This window comes from Marinomonas flavescens (genome assembly GCF_004352835.1).
Classification (GTDB): Bacteria; Pseudomonadota; Gammaproteobacteria; order Pseudomonadales; family Marinomonadaceae; genus Marinomonas; species Marinomonas flavescens.
Window position 1 is genome coordinate 187090 of record NZ_SJSB01000001.1, and the last position, 19463, is coordinate 206552.

Here is a 19463-nt window from a genome sequence, read left to right on the forward strand (position 1 = left end):
TAAAAAAAGGGGAAGCGATCATGTCGACTTCCCCTTTTATGTTGAAATGCTACTGGTTAATTTGAGACAGCCGCTATGGTATTTGCTGGTTCTTGGTACGGTTCAAGCTCAATCGCGATGCTTTTCGAAGTTGGTGTGTAGCTAAATTCACCATGACTGTTTAGTGGAACCAGAGGGTTCGTTTCAGGATAGTACGCAGCAATATTACCGGCTGGGATACTATAAGGGACGAGTTTAAATCCACTTACTTTGCGCTCTATACCATCATCCCAAAGAGACCTTAATGTAACACTGTCGCCTTCTTGATAGCCAAGGCGCTCGATGTCTGCTGGGTTGATAAACAACACATCCCGTTCACCTTTGATGCCTCTGTAACGGTCATTCATCCCATAGATGGTTGTGTTGTATTGGTCGTGCGAGCGCAGAGTCTGCAAGATCAATGTCGTATCGCTTGCTAAGTCCTGAGCTTTTTTCGGTAATACAGAGTCTGGCAACGCATGAGCATGAATAATCGCTTTACCGGAAGGGGTCTTCCAGTTGAGCTCTCTTGCACTGTTGCCTAAATAGAATCCACCATCCTGTTCAATGCGCTGATTAAAGTCTTTAAAACCTGGAATCACGGCTTCAATATGTTTTCGAATCAGGCCGTAGTCATCAGCCAATTCTTGCCAGTTCAAAGGGAAATTACCCAGTACAGCTTGGGCCATACCTGCAATAATTGCTGGTTCTGAGCGTTGTTCAGAGCTTAATGGTTCAAGTACGCCACCAGATGCATGCACCATGCTAAACGAATCTTCTACGGTAACTCGTTGAATCCCCTTGGCTTGTTTATCGATGTCTGTACGGCCAAGACAAGGCAAGATTAAAGCATTTTTACCAATGGTTAGATGAGAGCGATTTAGCTTTGTACTGATTTGTACAATCAGTTCACAACCTTTCAGTGCGTCTTTTGTTGCATTGGTATCAGGTGTTGCTGCCGCGAAATTGCCTCCTAAGGCGATAAAAACGCGAACTTTGTTTTCTTGAATTGCTTGAATTGTTTGTACTACATTCAGGCCATGTTCTTGTGGCGGCTGGAAGCCAAAGTGCGCTTCCATTGCCTCTAAAAAAGCTTTAGAAGGGGCTTCGTTAATGCCCATGGTGCGGTCACCTTGAACATTACTGTGGCCACGAACAGGGCAAGCGCCAGCACCAAGTTTGCCGATATTGCCACGAAGGGCGAGTAAATTAACAATTTCATGAATAATGGCGACAGAATGATGGTGTTGAGTGATTCCCATGGCCCAAGTGCAGATGACGCTATTGGCCTCGGCATAAACCTTGGCGCTATGGTAAATCTCTTCTTTGGTTAGTCCTGATTGCGCAATAATCGCGTCCCATGGTGTTTTTTCCACTTCAGCAAGATACTCATCCATACCTTGAGTGTGTTGCTCAATAAACGCATGATCAAAGACTGCTTTGCCTTCTTTTTGTGCGGCCTTTTCCATTTCAATCAAGACCTTGACCATGCCTCGAACAACGGCCATATCACCACCAATTTTAGGGCAATAATAGCCCGTATTGAGTGGTTTTGAGCCATTCGTCAGCATCTCGATAGGATGCTGTGGGTGCTGAAAACGTTCTAGCCCTCTTTCACGAAGCGTATTAAAACTTAATAGTTGTGCGCCACGTTCTACTACTTCACGTAATGTTTCGAGCATTCTAGGGTGATTTGTGCCGGGGTTTTGCCCAAACACGAACACGGCGTCAGCGTGTTCAAAATCATCCATTTCAACCGTTCCTTTGCCGGTACCAATACTGCTGGTTAAAGCGTAGCCACTGGCTTCGTGGCACATGTTTGAGCAATCAGGGAAGTTGTTAGTACCATAGGCACGCGCAAATAGCTGATAGATAAAGGCGGCTTCATTGCTCGCTCGTCCTGATGTATAAAAAGCGACTTGATTCGGATCGTCTTGCGCTTTTAATGTCTGCGCTATTTGAGTGAAGGCTTGGTCCCATGAAATCGCTTCGTAGTGGTCTGTTTGCGCGTTATAGCGCATTGGTTCTGTCAGACGACCTTGGTATTCCAAGAAGTAGTTACTTTGTGTGTTAAGCCAGCTGACGCTGTGGTCTTTAAAAAAGTTGGCATCGACACGACGCGACGTTGCTTCCCAGTTGACGGCTTTAGCGCCGTTTTCACAAAAGCGAATTTTGGCAGAGTCGTGTTTATCGCCCCAAGCACAACCTGGGCAATCAAAGCCATTAGGCTGATTGGTCTTGAGCATTGTGAATACATTGCGTACGGCGTTGTCACTTTGAAGCCAAGATTTAGTCGTGCTTTTCAGTGCACCCCAACCGCCGGCTGGTCCTTTATAGGGGGTGTAAAAATCATTTTTAGACATGATTAGCTACCTTTGAGTTATTGAAGGAAGGCGCAAAAACTCTGGGGGCGTCTTTCTTTGGCAAATGGATTAATATCAAGCCATATTGACGTGCTAGCTTGACCGCTAAAGTGCTTGGAGACGCTAGGTGAATCAAGCAAGATAAACCCGAACGAACGGCTTTTTGTATTAACTCTGTACTGCACCGACTGGACATAACCACGCTGTGGTTATGCAGGTCAATATTGTGTTGTAAGGCATAGCCTAGCACTTTATCCAGTGCGTTATGCCGTCCAATGTCTTCCATCGCAATAATGGCCTCACCTTGTGGCGATATCAATAAAGCGGCATGAATAGCGCCACTGACTTTACCAATTGTTTGGTAATCAAAAAAGGTGTCTTTTAGTGTTCGTAATATGGATTCTGGCAAAATTTGACTTGGTGATAATGGCTTCAGAGAAGGCAGTGCCAGCTCTAAGGATTCGACACCGCATAGTCCACATCCGCTTGCACCGAGTCTAGCCAATCGACTCTTTTTAAAGTTAGTAAAACGTCGTTGACTAATGACCATGTTGATATTGAAACCGCTAATATCAGCATGGTTTGTGTTTGTTTCTTCAATCGTAATATCACGAACATCATTCGCCCCCTCAATGACCCCTTCACTGAGGGCAAAGCCAAAAGCAAAGGCATCAAGAGACGTTGGCGTTACCATCATTACCGCGTGCGTGATGTCGTTAATGCTGATCGCGAGAGGGACTTCCTCAACCAGCATCACAGCCTCATGAGACGCTTCATTACTGCGTGAAAAATAGCAGGTTTGAATGCTGGTGTTTGAAAAACTGGTCATGGGACTCGCTTTTTTAATTACGGATGATGTTGACTACTTTAAATAATACGTAGCCCAGAAGATGGCGTCTATCTAGTTTATGCGTTTGCACGATATCTGTCGTTTTACTGGTGCCAGTACGTCGCTAAATACAGTCGCAGGGGAGGTTTGAGTCGTTATAGAAGCGTTGATAGATATCGACTTATATGTATCAGTGTTGAGTTTTTTATAGCTTAAAAGGTAAAACACCCTAAAGATAAAGCTTTAGGGTGTTTTTAGTGTTATTTGGCAACACCTAGAGGTGAAAAGAAAATATATAAAAGAATAACGCCGATACAAATGAAAATTGACATAGATTTAGCATGCTTCCATGAATCAAGCTGAATGGTAGGAGCTTTCAATTTAACAACGACATGTGTGTTTGGATAAATAAAACTTAGTAGGTATATTAAAACACTAACAAGTACGAATAGTAATCCAGTTAAATGTAAGAAATTAATATCCCAATGGAAAACAAATAAAGCCAAAGCATATATCACCATAAAGGTAACAATACCAATGTTTGCTGCTTTAGATGATACTTTCTTAGTGAACAATCCCGCAACAACAACGGTGAACATCGGCGCCATATAAAAGCTATTTACAGTCTGAAAGTATTGGAAAAAACCATCAGGCGCATAGTAAATGAATGGCGCAACGAACATAGATAATAAACCTACAATCGCCGCGAATTTTTTACCAACGGATACCAGCTGAGTGTCTGTCGCGTCCTTGTTAATAAGAGGTTTATAAACATTTAAAGTGAAAAGTGTCGCTGTGCTGTGTAATACACTATTAAAAGAACTTAATACCGCTCCAAATAAGACAGCAGCGAAAAAGCCGACTAAAGGCGATGGCAAAACGGCATTAACTAATTTTGGGTAAGCCTGATCTCCATTATGAAGCCCTGGACCAAACATAGCGTATGCAATGATACCTGGAAGCAACAGGAAGAAAGGGCCTAAAAGTTTTAATGCCGCAGCCCATAACACTCCCTTTTGCCCTTCTTCTAAGCTTTTTGCTCCTAATGTCCGCTGAATAATCGACTGGTTTGTTCCCCAATAGAATAAATTTAAAATCAGTACGCCGGTAAAAAAAGTAGAGATAGGAACAGGATCATCATTTCCACCAATAGCATTGAGCTTTTCGGGAAAATGAACCATTAAATATTGAAAACCACTAATAGGATTGCCATGACCCAGTGCGCTTAAGGCGAAAAGCGGAATCAAAATGACGCCGCCTATTAACAAACCAACACCGTTGAAAGTATCAGAGTACGCGATTGCTTTTAATCCACCAAATACGGCATAACCAGCGCCAACTAGACCAATGCCGAATACAGTGATCCAAATTCCTTGCCAGTAACTAACGCCAAAGGTATTTTGAATATCAAAAATACCAGATAGGGCAACAGAACCTGTATATAAAATAGGGGGTAATAAGTTAAACATATAGCCAAAAAGAAATAATATAGTAAAAGCGTACATAGTGCTTTTACCAAATCTTGCTTCTATAAACTCAGGTATCGTCGTTATCCCTTGTCGTAAATATCGAGGTAATAAGAATAATGCGACGACAACTAATGTTAATGCAGCACAGATCTCCCATGCCATCGCGGACATATTAGACATATAAGCTTGAGCATTCAGTCCAACCAATTGCTCTGTTGATAAATTTGTCAGCATTAAAGAAGATGCTATAAGGATACCTGTCAGCCCTCGACCTGCTAAAAAGTAATCCTCTGCCGTTTCCTTTTTGTCACTTCTTACTTTTATCCAAGATAAGAAAGCTACCAAGACGGTCACGGCAATAAATGAAATAGGAATTATCATAATTATTATTACCTTATTTTAATATGATTTATTGATCTCAAGATTTTTTTGTTTTTTATTAAAAAGTTTATATATTTTATTAAATAGCCTCCTTGATTTTTTATATATTTTTAACTTATAGAAATGTTTAGAACACCATCAATGTTTTTAATGGGGTACACTTTAATAGGCTCTTTGGCTGGACGATTAATAGCGTTGCCAGATTTTAGGCAAAACTTAGAGTTATGCTTTGGGCACAGAACTTGACCATTTTCGATAAAACCATCAGCTAGATAAGCGTGCTCGTGGCTGCAAATACCATCGGTAGCGTAAAACTCTCCGGGGTTAGTCTGGTAAATGGCGTAATGATGACCATTGATACATACTTTAACAGCATCATTTTCACCTAATTCAGCAGCATCAACTGCTTTTATCCAGTTTGTTTTTTCTATATTTTGGACTGGAATGTTTTCACTTATTGTTTCATTTCCAGTATTTTCTTTAGGTGGATTTTTGGCTTTATTATGTGGAATGTCTTTAACACGTTTGACTTTTCTGGTTTTTGTTGAGGTAGGTATATCACGATTAATAAAATAGCTAGGATCATCCACTTGCTTTATTAGAGCAGGAATCATTTCTTTATAAACATCCCATAAACCATTATATGGTTTTGGCATTTGATCTTTTACTCGTTTGTGAAAATTTGGTAATTGGTGAAAAGGCATTAAAGGGTTCATGTGATGTTCAATATGATATTGCATGTTCATGTACAGAAAACCCAAAAAAGGATTTACCTTAATTGTCCTTGAATTTTTTCGATGATCCCAATTGTCATCGTCTAAACCTGCGTGTTGAGCAAGAACAAAGGCACGTTGAATTACGTTTCCGTACAGTTTAGGTAATCCAAAAAACAATACAGGTAACCAAGAGTGAAAGAAAAAGGCTAAAACAATAGGAATTATATTGACGAGTAAACTGGCTCTTGCCCACCAGAACATTTTTATATACTCAGATTCAGGTACAAATTTTTTCGCATCTTTAGAAACAATACCCAGAGCATGCTGTAACAATATTGGAACGTAATAACGAGTCTCACCTAAACTCCAGAAGTTTAAGAAATGTTCCCAAAATGTTGGTGGACGAGTGACCGTAATTTCAGGATCAATGTCATTAATAACAGTATAAGAGTGATGTCTAACATGGGACCAGTGCGTAAAAATAATATCTCGTTGTTGCATTGCTGTTGAGATAAAGCATAAGGCTGTATTTAGCCATGATATTTTAAAAACAGTGCCGTGGGAGCTTTCATGCCAGCGAGCATCACAAGCGCAATAAATTACACCATATAGAAAGAATACTGGGATAGCCCAATAAGAACCATATAAGCTGTAAGCCACAAAACCAGTTGCGGCTAATGCTGAAAACCAAATTATAGTATCGATGATTCCTCGATAGTTATTTTTTGCCATAAACGCGCGAAATTCTTGACGCGGAATGTCAACTTGAAACCATTGCTCTTCAACAATGTAATCTTGTGGGTTTATCATGTTATTTCCTTGAGAATATTTTTGTTATTCTATGACTATGTTTAAAACTTTTGATTTTGGAAAAGAAACGCAGGGTAAGAAGCCACCGGATTTTAGTTCTTCATCAGTCAAACTTTTATCCGTTAGCATACTGACTTCTCCAGATTTACAAGTGCTATAGCATGCAGTGCAGGTCCCTTCCCGACAGGAAAATGGCATATCTATTCCTGCTTCAATCGCAGCTTGAAGTACGTTTACGCCAGAGGGAATTTTTACAAGATGTTTTTCACCATAAAGCTCTATGTTTGCATCGCATTCAGGAGGCTTAAAATTTGGCTTAGGGTTAATAGGAAGCTGTGAAACAAATTGTTCACGCAGAATATGGTTTTTAGGCATGCCTTTAACCATTAAATGGTCAAAAACCATATCCATTAGGCCTGTTGGGCCACACAAGTATGCCTTCGAGTGAGGTAGATCTAAGTTGTTTTTGTTTAATAGTGCAGAAAAACGATCGGGATTTATAAAACCAGGTGAGGTTTTTTGTTCTTTTGGTCGTAACCACCCTAGAATACCTGGTTTTTTTACTTCTATCGTTTTTGTATGTAAATCATCAAAATAATATTCTATGTTGAGACGTTCAGAATAGTTTAACGTCCATTCTTCAAGCTCCTGTAAAAACATAACATCTTGTTGGGACTTATTAATGTAAATCAAAGTCACGGACTTTTCTGTTTGTAATAAAGCAGATTTCATAATGGCTAGCATTGGTGTAATACCACTGCCTCCAGCCACCAATAATAGAGATTGAGCTTCATCCGTCTTTGCGTTAAAAGTAAAATTACCTGATGGAGCAAGAACTGAGACTTTCATCCCTTTACGAACGCGCGTGTTGAGATAGGTAGAAGCGATCCCACCCGGTACCTTTTTAACGCCAACCCCCAATTGTTCGTCACCAAAAGTACAAAGTGAATAGGATCGACGAACTTCTTTATCATTAATATCTAATAAAAAGGTAAGAAATTGTCCTGGTAAGACGGAAGGAATATTGTCATTAAAGTCAAAATAGAGAGCTTTACTATCATGAGTTAATGCTTCCACCTTAGTTATGGTTAATTCGTACCGATTCATACTTTCCCCAGATGTAACATTCTATTGATTTTCAGGAGAGTGATTTAAACAGATGAGCCGATAACGAAATACAAAGATAAAGGGAAAAAGTATCATATTTATGTCATTTTTAAGCGGATTTAATGACGAGGGAGGCAGTTTTCACAGCAATTTATAATTGCTATACCGTGTTTTTTGCCTGTGAATGGGGGCTGCTCCCCTGTGTTAATAATAAAATAGAATACGTCTATGGGATTTCTGACACTGTATAAATTTTAATATCAAAACATAAAATGGCAAAAATATGATATTTCATATCCGGAAGGTGACATGTCGAATATGGGTTTTATGATTAAATGTTTGAAATTAATTTTCAAGGAAAAATAAAATGCTCACTGCAAAAGCGATTATATCCGATGGCAAAGGCAAGATGAGGTTAACTCAGATCCAAGTGGGTGATCCTTTGGATGATGAAGTGCAAATACAAATAAAAGCCTCGGGGATTTGCCATACCGATTGGGATTCAATCCAAAATTGGAATAAAGAGTTTATCGTTGGGCACGAGGGCGCAGGAGTCGTTACTCAAGTTGGAGTGAATGTTACTAAAGTGCAGCCGGGTGACCACGTCATTTTAAATTGGGCTATTCCATGTGGACGTTGTTTTCAATGCCTAGAAGGCAATGTTCATATATGTGAAAACAACTCCCCAGTTTGTGGCTGTGGCTTAAAGGGACATGCGCATTCACAAGCCTGTTTGCATGATAATCTTCCGTTAGAGCGCTCATTTCACTTGGGCACAATGAGTGAATACACAGTAGTAAAAGAAGCGGCTGTCGTAAAAATGGACAAAACAATTCCATTTGACGTCGCCTCTATTATTGGTTGTGGCGTGATGACTGGATGGGGATCTGCGGTTAACGCTGCCAATGTTAGAGCAGGCTCCACGGTATGTGTTATTGGGTGCGGTGGTGTTGGCTTAAATACCATTCAAGGCGCTGCACAATCTGGTGCTGCTACTATTATTGCTATCGATATTAATCAAGAGCGTTTGGATCAAGCGAAATTCTTTGGTGCAACAGCTGGCATTATAGTTGACCGAGACGATAAAGATTTTAATCAAGTTCTACTAGATGTTCTCGCCTTAAATCAAGGGCGTGCTGCTGATTACGCTTTTGAATGCACCGCTATTCCTGCTTTAGGATCCGCGCCATTAAAACTCATACGAAGCGCTGGAACAGCGGTTCAAGTGAGTGGTATTGAACAACGAATTGATTTTGATTGTGAGCTCTTTGAATGGGATAAGATTTACATTAATCCACTATATGGCCAATGCAACCCTGATCGAGACTTTCCTAGGATCATATCTTTATATCAGTCAGGAAAGATGAAACTGGCTGAGCTTGTCACCAAAACGTATACATTAGAAACCCTTTCACAGGGATTTGACGACATGCTTAATGGCCGTATCGCCAAAGGCGTCATTCTTATTGGTGACTAAAGTTCGTTCTTTTCCCTCGAGCAGAGCTCAAGCCTATTTAGTTTCAGCTAGAAGGAGGCTGTGTTATGAGGGAAGTTTAGGGATAGCGTACTCTGTCTGTGAAACGGATTGTTTTATTGAGTCTGCTTATAGCTGTGTACGTTTTTTGTCACCCATGTAGATAACTATTTTTTTGAAACACACACACAATTTTTTGCGGTCATAGCGTGGTCAAAAAAAGTGTTTTATAGGTTTTTATCTATTGTAATAAAATTCATAAAGTGAAAAGTTAGTAGTTATATTCTATTAGAATTTTGTCCTTTATTGATGATCTTGTTCAGGTTGATCAGTAATTGTTCACAAAAAAAGCAGCTATTTTAAATAGTCGAAAATTTAATGCTTATTTATGACCTTTTCTTTACATCGTTATAGGCCTTCCTATAATCTTACGAATAACTGCTTCATTAAATGGTCTTTTTTTAGTGAGTGTTAACTTAATGCCACTTGGAAGGGGTATTGTGGGCAGTTTTATCTTGAGTACTGGCTAGATTTTTATTAAGGGAATTATTATGAAAAAGCTTCTATTGACTGCGTTACTTGCTAGCGTTTCTGTTTCTTCTTTTGCAGCGTCTTACGGACCTGCTGGTTGTGGTTTGGGTACTGCTGTTGTCTTTAAAGACGCAAACGAGTGGTACGAACACGTTATGGCTGCAACAACTAACGGCACGTCTGGTAACCAAACATTTGGTATGACATCAGGCACTTTAGGCTGTGAAGATGCTAATGGCCCATTGGCTGGCGGCGTAGCAATGTTCCTAAACGATAACCTAGAACCATTGGCTATCGACATGGCTAAAGGTAACGGCGAAACTCTAGGTGCTTTGGCTGACCTTATGGGCGTTAAAGGTGCTGATAAAGCTGTCTTTAATGAACAAATGCAAGCGCATTTCGACACTGTTTTTGCAGATGCACAAGCAAATCCAACAACAGCTTATAACGGCATCATGTCTGTTATGGCTGGTTCTAAGCAGTTATCTAAATACTTAGGTTAATACCTACTTAATCTTTACCAAATGAGGGCATAATGTATGCCCTCATTTTCTGTAGGTAGCTTTTATTTTTATGCGCTTTTTTATCTTTCTACTGTTTTCCACGTTATCGTCTTCTTTATTTGCAGCCACTGCTTTACCTTTGTCTGATGCTGAAATTACCTCGCTTGCGGCACAAAAAGAATGGCGCGATTTACTTCATTATCATCGCGTTGGTGCCATTAAAGGTACTGGCAGCCAGATAGATGACCCTAAGTTTTTTTTAGCAACAAACGGAAATAAAGATCCTAGCGCAGAGCTTAAAGCAACGCTGGTTGGTTTTTTACAGGGTCCTTCACTTACTGACGCCAATCAAGCAGCACAATGTCGTTTTCCTGCGCGTTTCTTTTGGCTTAAAAAACAACGCCCCGATTTGCCATTACAAGAAATTAAGTGCCCAGATTTTGATCCATGGTTTGCTCAAATCGATGGTGAAAGTGTTTATTTAATTTTCCCCGCAGCGTATTTAAACAGTCCATCATCAATGTACGGACATACCTTGTTTCGGGTGAAGAAAAAAGGCAACAATGCGCCATTATTGGACTATGCCGTTAACTACGCAGCGAACGCTGATCCAGATGATAATCAACTAGTATTCAGCTATAAAGGGCTGACCGGCGGTTATCCAGGCGTTGTTTCAGTGATGCCTTACTATCAAAAAGTAAAAGAATATAATTTTTTAGAAAGCCGTGATATTTGGGAATATAAACTGGATTTAACCCCCTTCGAGGTGAATCAATTTATTCGTCATGTATGGGAAATGCAAAATACCTACATGTCTTATTATTTCTTTTCTGAGAACTGCTCATATCAGTTATTAACCTTGCTGGATGCCAGTAGTCCGCGTTTAGACCTTGCGGATGATTTTACGGTTTGGGCGATTCCTGCCGATACGATTCGAGTCCTTAAAAAAGCAAAAATGATAGATGACGCCAGCTATCGACCTTCTTTATTAAATAGAATGTCAAATATGCTGAATCAAATAGGCGATGAACAAGTTAACGTTGCTAAAGATTTAGTGGATAACGAGACATTAAATCTTACTAAATTAGAAACTTACAGTCCGCAGGATCAAGCGCAGATTCTAGAAGTGGCCTATGAATACAGTCGTTATTTGGTTGCTCGTAAAAAAGTGACTTCAAGTTATTTAAATGGACGCTCTATTAAGCTGCTTTCATTACGCAGTAAGCGTCAAAGTGGTGAAGTATTTACGCCCGTTAAGCCACCAGAGTTACGTGATGATCAAGGTCATAAAACTCAGCGTTTAGCGTTATCTGTAGGTTCTAGAGAAAGTTCAGCGTATTCAACCTTAGAGTATCGACCTTCCTATCACGGTTTATTAGACCCTCAAGGCGGCTATTTAAAAGGTGCTGAATTATCCATGTTCAGTGGTAGTTTGCGTTGGGACGAAGCTAAATCTGTTGAAGTCGATAATTTCTCATTTATTAATATACGTTCTTTATCTCCTAAAAATGCGCTTGTGACGCCAAAATCTTGGCAAATAAACGCGTCACTGTTACGTGACTACACTATTGATGATGAGTTGGTGTTTCGCTTAAAAGGTGGGGCTGGTGTCACGCAGCAATTTGGTCAAAGTATGTTTGCTGTATTGCTTAACGGCAGCGCATCAGCGGAAGAAAACTATCAAGATGGCTATCGGCTAGAAGTAGGGCCTGAATTAAGATGGCTTTGGTATGGTGAGAGAAATAATTTCCAATTAGATTTTGAATACCTTGCCGATATTAATCTTCATAACGCTGAACGTCGGACCGTTAATGCTGTTTGGGCGCATCAATTAGCACCAGATTGGCAGGTTCGCTTAAGTACTTCTCATTCGTGGTACGAAGCAAAAAGTTGGAATGATACGTCCGTTCAGTTACTGCACTATTTTTAAACCTTGAGTTGTTTAAAATAGCTTTTGGTCTTTTATTGATCAGAGAGATTTATTTAACGGCGAGAATGACGTATTCTCGCCAGTTATTTTAGTATCTTGAGCTGTTTCGGTATAGAAAGTGCAAATTGCGATTAAATCGGTTTGATTTAGTAGTACATCAAGCGTAACTAATGGTACTAACTGTTTTCCCTTCAAAAAGGGTTAAGTGTTTGTTAACCGATTCACTAAGTTTTCATGGCGCTTTAGGCGTTTAAAGGGTTCCGTCAGAACCACATTATTCTGTTTTAATGAGTTTTTCATATGTCTTTTCAAAATCGCCTTTCGCGTTTGACTCCATCTGGACCAAAAGCTTGGTTAGTTCTTATATTGAGTGTGTTTGTTATTTTTATGTTGGTTTATCGAGGATTAGTGGCTCCGAGCCCGGACCCAGAGACCTATGTGTTGCCCAACGATAAATTAGATAAAGCAGGGATTAGTGTGCAACAACCTGCTCCTGCAAAAGCCGATGCAGATAGCCTTCTACTTTCTACTGATCCTCTGCAAAATGTTGGCACCGCCGCTCCTGCACCGCAAACGATCGATCATATTATTAAGCCAGGTGAAACCCTTGAAGGGATATTTAATCGCCTTGGGCTATCTCGTCGTGATATGTATTCGATCTTAGAAGCCGATGAAGAATATTTAGTGTTAGATCCTATTTTACCTGGTGATACTCTGATCTTTGAGCTTGATAAAGAAGGGAAGTTAAAAAGTCTTTCGCGACGTATTAACCCCAGCAAAAGTATTTCTTTTGTTCGTCATGATGGTGGTGGCTTTAGTTACCAAGAAAATACCTTACCAATCAATTACACACAAGAAGCATTGCATGGTGTCATTGCTGGCAGTTTTTACCAGTCCGCCAAAAAGCTAGGCTTGTCAGATGCGAATATTGTTATTATCAACGATTTGTTTAAAACACGTATCAATTTTAGAAAGGACCTTCGGGCTGGTGATGATTTTGATGTTGTTGTAAAGAATGGTGATGTTAATGGTGAGTCCGTGGGCAGATCAGAGCTAGAGGCGATACAGCTGGTAGTAAAAGGGGAAACATACAGCGCCTTTTTACACACGGATGGGCGCTTTTATGATCAAAAGGGTAATGGTCTCACGCCAGCATTAATGCGTTGGCCGACTAAAATTCATTATCGTATTAGTTCGCCATTTAATCCTCATCGTCGTCATCCTATAACAGGACGTTTGTCCCCACATAATGGTACTGATATGGCAGCGCCTAGTGGCACCAAGGTGTTAGCGACCGGTGACGGTGTGGTAACTCGTGTCGCTTATCAAAAATACGCAGGTAATTACCTTGATATTGATAATTTGGGTCCTTATAGCACACGCTTTTTGCACTTGAGCAAATCGCTAGTTAAGAAGGGTCAGCATGTGAAGCGCGGACAAGTTATTGCTTTATCTGGCAATACTGGACGAACGACTGGCGCTCATTTGCATTATGAACTGCATATTAATGGTAAGCCGGTTAATCCAATGACGACGGATATTCCAACCTTGCAGGAAATTCCAAACTCTAAGATGCATGCGTTTAAAGAGCATGTAGAGCAATGGAGAGCGATGATGAATAATACGCCTTATTAACCTTTGATCATCTTGGTGAAATAAAGCGGCCCTTTTGAAGGGCCGCTTTTTTTTGTTTGCATTGTTGGTAAAAAAGGATTATAAAATGTTATAACATAACGTATTGAGGAGATATCTATGCGCAATAACATTCATCCTAACTATCGTACTGTTGCTTTTCATGACACGCGAATTGACCAATATTTTTTAATAGGTTCAACGGTAAAAACAGAGCAAACCATCGAGCGTGATGGCAAAGAGTACCCTTATATGGCCATTGACGTATCTAGTGCATCGCACCCTTTCTATACGGGTGAGCAAAGAACGCATGATGGTGAAGGGCGTATTGCTCAATTTAGACGTCGCTATCGCAGCAATAAATAAGCAACTTAGCTCAGTAATAAAAAATGGCCCGCATTGTGAGATGCGGGCCATTTTTGTCTCTTAGGGCTTGTTACCATCGCTTTTAGCGACGGATAAGCGAATCATAAGTTACTCAGCGTTATGCTGAAAGAGAGCGGATGACAGATTGGTCTTTTTGCATGCTGCCTTGTGTTTCAAGACGAATATGCCAGCTAAACGCTTCTTCTAGTAAATGAGGCGTGTGTCCACCTCGCTGACAAGCCCGTTCAAAGTAATCTAGCATGGCGGCACGATAATCAGGGTGTACACAGTATTTGATGATTTGTACGGCTCGTTCCCGTGGTGCTAAACCGCGTAAATCTGCATAGCCTTGTTCAGTCACTAAAATATCCACATCGTGCTCAGTGTGATCAACATGGCTTACCATAGGAACAACACTGGATATCGCGCCATTTTTGGCAATGGATTTGGTGACGAATACAGAAATATTCGCATTGCGAGCAAAATCCCCCGACCCTCCAATACCGTTCATCATTTTAGTACCACATACATGTGTTGAATTTACGTTTCCGTAAATATCAAATTCCAGTGCTGTGTTTATTGAAATGATGCCTAAGCGACGCACTATCTCTGGGTGATTTGAGATTTCTTGGGGGCGTAAAATCAGTTTGTCTCTGTATTTATCCAAGTTATTGAACACTTGGGCGTTACAACGCTCAGAAAGAATGATTGAACAGCCTGATGCAAAATTAAGTTTTCCCGCATCAATCAGATCAAAGGTTGAGTCCTGCAATACCTCAGAGTACATGGTGAGGTCTTTAAAATCAGACTCTAAAAGCCCCATCATTACCGCATTTGCAATATTGCCTATGCCGGCTTGAAGTGGGCCTAAATTAGAAGGTAAGCGTTCTTGCTCTACTTCTTGCTCAAAAAAGTTTACCAAGTGATGTGCAATGGCAGCGGTTTCCTCATCAGGATCGGTGACGGTGGAAAATGAGTCGCTTTGATTGGTAAAAACAATGCCCACAATTTTCGCCGGATCGATGGGTATTGCTGTGCTGCCGATACGATCATCTACTTTGGTTAATGGAATTGGTTGTCTAACGGGTCGGTACGATGGAATATAAATGTCATGCAAGCCTTCAAGTTTAGGGCTGTGCAGCATATTGATTTCAACAATGACTTGTTTAGCAAAAATAGAAAAACTTGCTGAGTTACCTACTGACGTTGTAGGCACTATGTGGCCTTCTTCAGTAATGGCAACAGCTTCAATGACGGCGATGTCTGGCATGGTCAATTGGTGATTGCGCAGTAGCTCAACCGTTTCTGATAAATGCTGATCAATAAACATGACTTCGCCATTGTTAATGGCTTTTCGTAGTGTGCTATCTACCTGAAAAGGCATGCGGCGAGCTAAAGCGCCAGACTCAGTAAGCAGTTTATCTAAGTCGTTACCTAATGATGCACCAGTCATTAGGTTGATTTTCATAGGATTATTTTTGACTCTTTCTGCCAAGGCTCTGGGCACCGCTTTTGCCTCTCCGGCGCGGGTGAAGCCACTCATACCGACGGTCATGCCATCTTTAATGAATTCACTGGCTTGCTCTGCTGACATTATTTTTTGGTGGAGTCCGGTGTGTCGAATTCGATCTAACTGCATGGTTAACTCTTTTTTAGTTTTGTTATTAGGTTGTAAAACTCACCTACGAGCAATGAAAGCGACGAGGTTAAAACAGGATCAGGCTGTGTTTTTTTATGAAGAATTTTACGATTTGCTTATTCTAAGCTTTTATTCGTGCATCGTAATTTAGACCTAAGTCTCATTTTATAAATCGAGTAAAATGTGCCACGGATAAAGGGTGGAGTAATTTAACACCCATTGAGGCAAAGAAATGTGACAAAAAAGAGGGGTAATGGCCTACCTATTTGGCAGGCCATTTTTAATTCAAAGGTTATTCGGCGGCGCTGTGTTTACGAGCGCGAACATCCGACTGGGCGCTGCGGTAAAATTTCCCTTGAGGTTTGGATTTGGCTTTGATGCCATCATCTGTTTCTTCGAAGCGCAGTAATAGAAAGTTAGCCACGCGCTGCTCGTCTAGGCGGTCTTGCTTGACTGCTTTGGCGATTGCGCAGCCGGGTTCACCTTGGTGTTGGCAATCACTAAAACGACAGTCTTCGGCCAGTGACAAAATGTCGGCAAAACTTTCGATTTTACCTCCCTTGTATTGAGCAACCTGTAATTCTCTTAAGCCGTTGGAATCCAGTAAAATGGCGCCTTTTGGAATGGGCTGTAATGTATTAGAGGTGCCGATTTTAGGCAGTGAAGTGCCATCATGTTGCATTAGTGTATTGATCAGCGAGGATTTCCCCGCACCTTGGGCACCTAACAAAGCAATCGTCTTGCCTTGTTTAAGCCAAGGAGATAAACAGTCCATGCTGTCTGGGTCTAGGGTGTTAACGGTTTCGACGATCAAAATAGGATCTAGGCGTTCTACTTGAGCGCGTTTTTCCTGTGTGTCTTCACAGGTATCCGCTTTAGTGAGTATCACCACGGCGTCGGCTTGTGCTTCATGGACTAGGCCAAGGTAACGCTTGATAAGTGGCAGATTAAAGTTTTCATCCAGAGCGCAAACGATAAACACCGTATCGATGTTTGCCGCGATATTATCGAACACAGACGCGCGATCTAAACGACGTATAAATAGATGATCTGCATCGGTAATAACCCAATCGCCCACTGTCATATCAGGCATTTCAGAGTGCTCTGATAAGCTAAATAGACCTGACTCATCAATGAGTTCGTAGGTGTTGTCTTGATGGGAGCAAATACGTGCAATGCGGTTAGATTCTAAGTCATCCAATGACAACTGTTGTTGAAAATAAGGCTGCCAGCCTAAATCCAATAAAGTGAACGTGGAGTCCATTGATATTACCCTATGCGTAAAACGCTATTATTTAAATAAGGAGCAAAACACCCTAGTCAGTTTAATCGAGCGATGTTAAAGACCTTCTTTTGGTCGCTCTGGTCTAAAAAGGGCCTAACAAAACACGCGTAATGTCCGAACGATGACATAACGACTTTTGCGAGATTAGCACAGAGAAGAGGAGGGACAAATCATTATATTGCTTCGTAAAACGCTTTTCTTCGAGAATCATTCCAAGCCGAAAAAAGGTCAGGAAATAAACGAAAAAAAACCACTGTTCAGCGCCCAAAATAGAGGTGAAAAATGGTTTTAATAAAATGCCTTCAAAGCATGGTCACGGCTTTGGTTGAAGGGCGCCTGTCAGGATTGATGTCTGACTTTATAATGGAGAGAGAGTTAACCCTGTTTAGGTACTTGTTGGGTGATGCAATGGATATTGCCGCCACCTAACAAAATCTCTCTGGCCGGCACACCAATTAATCGGTGCTGCGGAAAAGCAGCGGCAAGAATCTGCTGTGCTTGAGGGTCTGTTTTGGTGTCCAGCAATGGGAAAATCACACATTGATTACTGATCAAGAAATTGGCGTAAGACGCCGCCAAACGATCACCTGCTTGACGCTCCATGGTGTCGGTTTGCTGTATGCCTTGGCTTTCTGTCGCACTCATATACAGCGGACCAGGTAACGGCAGCTTAATGATCTCAATCGTCCGGCCTTTAGCATCGGTTGTTTCGCTTAATACCTTATAAGCGGCACGGCTAATGGCGTATTGCGGGTCGTTTTTGTCGTCACACCAAGTGAGCGCGACAACCCCAGGGCGGATTACGTGCAAAATATTGTCAATGTGGCCGTTGGTTTCGTCGTTAAATAAGCCGTCTTTTAACCAAATGACTTTTTCAATATTGACGTAATCGGCCAATAAGGCTTCGATGTCTTGTTTGCTCAAATCTGGATTACGACTTGGGTGTAACAAGCACTCTTCTGTGGTGTATAAGGTGCCTTCGCCATCACAATGGATGGAGCCACCTTCTAGAAACAGCGGCGCTTGGTAATAGTCGTCACCCGTAATGGTGGCCATGTTGATAGCCATGGCGTCGTCTAGGTCCCAAGGGGAATACAAACCATCGACGTCACCCCCCCACGCATTGAACTGCCAGCTTACTGCGCGGCGCTCGCCCTTATTATTGACCACGTATGTGGCACCAATATCACGCATCCAGCAATCGTTATAAGGCCGCTCAAGTACGCGAATGTCTTCATTAAGAGATTGGCGAGCGATGTCATAATGGCTGGCTAATACCACCACAGTGACGGCAGTAGATTGCGCGATAGCGGTGGCGACCGCCACAAAGGCTTGTTGAGCAGGTTTGCCGGATTCACGCCAATTGTCCCCTCGTATTGGCCAAGCAAGCCATACTTGCTCTTGTGGCTCGTGCTCGCCCGGCATACGAAAGCCATCGTGTTTTGGTGTGGTGTCCAGCTTAGTGCTCATAGTCAGTCCTTATGATTTGGCCGGTGTTGTGCCATCTAACGTTTGGATTGTCTCGTAATGAGTCGGTCGACGATCACGATACAAGCCCCATGCTTGACGTTGGAATTCCAAATGGTCTAAGTCGAATTCATGTACCAGCACGCCTTCGGTGGTGCGATCCGCTTCAGCGACTTTGGCACCGGTATCGTCGGTAATAAACGACGAGCCGTAGAAGGTCAGAGATAAATCACGATGTTGCGCCGTCTCAGTACCAATGCGATTAGAAGCAATCACAGGCGTTTGGTTGGCGGCCGCATGGCCTTGCATTACACGCTGCCAGTGAGGCTGGCTGTCTAAGTGTGGTTGGCTTGGTTCGCTGCCAATGGCGGTAGGGAAGAAGAGAATCTCAGCGCCTTTGAGTGCCATGCTGCGAGCGGTTTCTGGAAACCATTGGTCCCAACAAATGCCCACGCCGATTTTGGCATAACGTGTTTCCCACACTTTAAAGCCAGTATCGCCAGGGCTAAAGTAGTACTTTTCTAGGTAGCCATCGCTGTCTGGAATGTGCGTTTTGCGGTAGGTGCCCATTAGGCTACCGTCGGCATCGATCATGGCCACTGTGTTGTAACGTACGTTGCCGGCTTTTTCGAACCAGCTAAACGGTAAAACTACTTCAAGTTCTTTAGCCAGCGCCGAAAAACGTTTGAAGGTGCTGTTGTTTTCCAAGGTGGTGGCTAAGGCGTGAAAAGACTCGCTGATCTCGATGCAGAAGTAAGGGGTTTCGAACAATTCTTGCAGCAAAATAATTTGCGCGCCTTGTTCTGCGGCTTGTCTTACTAAGCGTTCTGCCGTGTCTAGGTTCTCTTCAATGTTCCAAGAACACGCCATTTGGGTGGCGGCAACCGTTACTTTTCTCATAGCATCTGTCTCTTTAGTCGATGATGTTAGTGGCTGACATCTA

The 19463-nt window shown here is 41.8% G+C and carries 14 protein-coding genes; 5 read left to right on the forward strand and 9 right to left on the reverse strand.

Annotated elements, in window-relative coordinates; all coding sequences use genetic code 11:
- Positions 1–56 precede the first annotated feature (56 nt).
- The 5 genes from E0D70_RS00835 to E0D70_RS00855 form a co-directional block, all read right to left on the reverse strand.
- Positions 57–2381, reverse strand: coding sequence for an FdhF/YdeP family oxidoreductase (locus E0D70_RS00835; RefSeq protein WP_133010367.1), 2325 nt, complete (start codon positions 2379–2381; stop codon positions 57–59).
- Positions 2374–3210: a formate dehydrogenase accessory sulfurtransferase FdhD gene (gene fdhD / locus E0D70_RS00840; protein WP_133010368.1), complete on the reverse strand. Its 837-nt coding sequence runs from the start codon at positions 3208–3210 to the stop codon at positions 2374–2376. Before fdhD ends, E0D70_RS00835 begins: the two co-directional genes overlap by 8 nt.
- Positions 3211–3470: 260 nt before the next feature.
- On the reverse strand, positions 3471–5060 hold the full coding sequence (locus tag E0D70_RS00845; RefSeq protein WP_133010369.1) for a solute:sodium symporter family transporter: 1590 nt from the start codon (positions 5058–5060) through the stop codon (positions 3471–3473).
- A 110-nt stretch (positions 5061–5170) separates the two neighbouring features.
- Positions 5171–6586, reverse strand: coding sequence for a fatty acid desaturase (locus E0D70_RS00850; RefSeq protein WP_133010370.1), 1416 nt, complete (start codon positions 6584–6586; stop codon positions 5171–5173).
- A 24-nt stretch (positions 6587–6610) separates the two neighbouring features.
- A complete protein-coding gene (locus tag E0D70_RS00855; RefSeq protein ID WP_133010371.1) occupies positions 6611–7693 on the reverse strand; it encodes a 2Fe-2S iron-sulfur cluster-binding protein in 1083 nt (360 codons plus the stop codon).
- A gap of 367 nt (positions 7694–8060) precedes the next feature.
- Here E0D70_RS00855 and E0D70_RS00860 point away from each other — a divergent pair, with 367 nt between their 5' ends.
- The 5 genes from E0D70_RS00860 (at position 8061) to E0D70_RS00880 (ending at position 14129) form a co-directional block, all read left to right on the forward strand.
- Entirely contained in the window at positions 8061–9170 is a 1110-nt protein-coding gene (locus tag E0D70_RS00860) for a Zn-dependent alcohol dehydrogenase (protein WP_133010372.1), read from the forward strand.
- A 548-nt stretch (positions 9171–9718) separates the two neighbouring features.
- Entirely contained in the window at positions 9719–10201 is a 483-nt protein-coding gene (locus E0D70_RS00865) for a DUF3015 domain-containing protein (protein ID WP_133010373.1), read from the forward strand.
- Positions 10202–10271: 70 nt separating this feature from the next.
- Positions 10272–12131, forward strand: coding sequence for an Lnb N-terminal periplasmic domain-containing protein (locus tag E0D70_RS00870; protein WP_133010374.1), 1860 nt, complete (start codon positions 10272–10274; stop codon positions 12129–12131).
- A gap of 300 nt (positions 12132–12431) precedes the next feature.
- On the forward strand, positions 12432–13766 hold the full coding sequence (locus E0D70_RS00875) for a peptidoglycan DD-metalloendopeptidase family protein (RefSeq protein WP_133010375.1): 1335 nt from the start codon (positions 12432–12434) through the stop codon (positions 13764–13766).
- A gap of 117 nt (positions 13767–13883) precedes the next feature.
- Positions 13884–14129 (forward strand): type B 50S ribosomal protein L31, encoded by a 246-nt coding sequence (locus E0D70_RS00880; protein WP_133010376.1) that lies wholly within the window; start codon positions 13884–13886, stop codon positions 14127–14129.
- Between the two features lie 118 nt (positions 14130–14247).
- Here E0D70_RS00880 and E0D70_RS00885 read toward each other — a convergent pair whose 3' ends face one another.
- From E0D70_RS00885 to aguB, 4 genes are all read right to left on the reverse strand, one after another.
- Positions 14248–15768: an acetyl-CoA hydrolase/transferase family protein gene (locus tag E0D70_RS00885; protein ID WP_133010377.1), complete on the reverse strand. Its 1521-nt coding sequence runs from the start codon at positions 15766–15768 to the stop codon at positions 14248–14250.
- Positions 15769–16060: 292 nt separating this feature from the next.
- Positions 16061–17032, reverse strand: coding sequence for a GTPase RsgA (rsgA, locus tag E0D70_RS00890; protein WP_133010378.1), 972 nt, complete (start codon positions 17030–17032; stop codon positions 16061–16063).
- 396 nt (positions 17033–17428) lie between these two features.
- On the reverse strand, positions 17429–18523 hold the full coding sequence (gene aguA, locus E0D70_RS00895) for an agmatine deiminase (RefSeq protein ID WP_133010379.1): 1095 nt from the start codon (positions 18521–18523) through the stop codon (positions 17429–17431).
- Between the two features lie 9 nt (positions 18524–18532).
- The gene (aguB, locus tag E0D70_RS00900; RefSeq protein WP_133010380.1) at positions 18533–19420 is read right to left on the reverse strand and encodes an N-carbamoylputrescine amidase; all 888 of its coding nucleotides are present in this window, start codon (positions 19418–19420) and stop codon (positions 18533–18535) included.
- Positions 19421–19463: the final 43 nt, after the last annotated feature.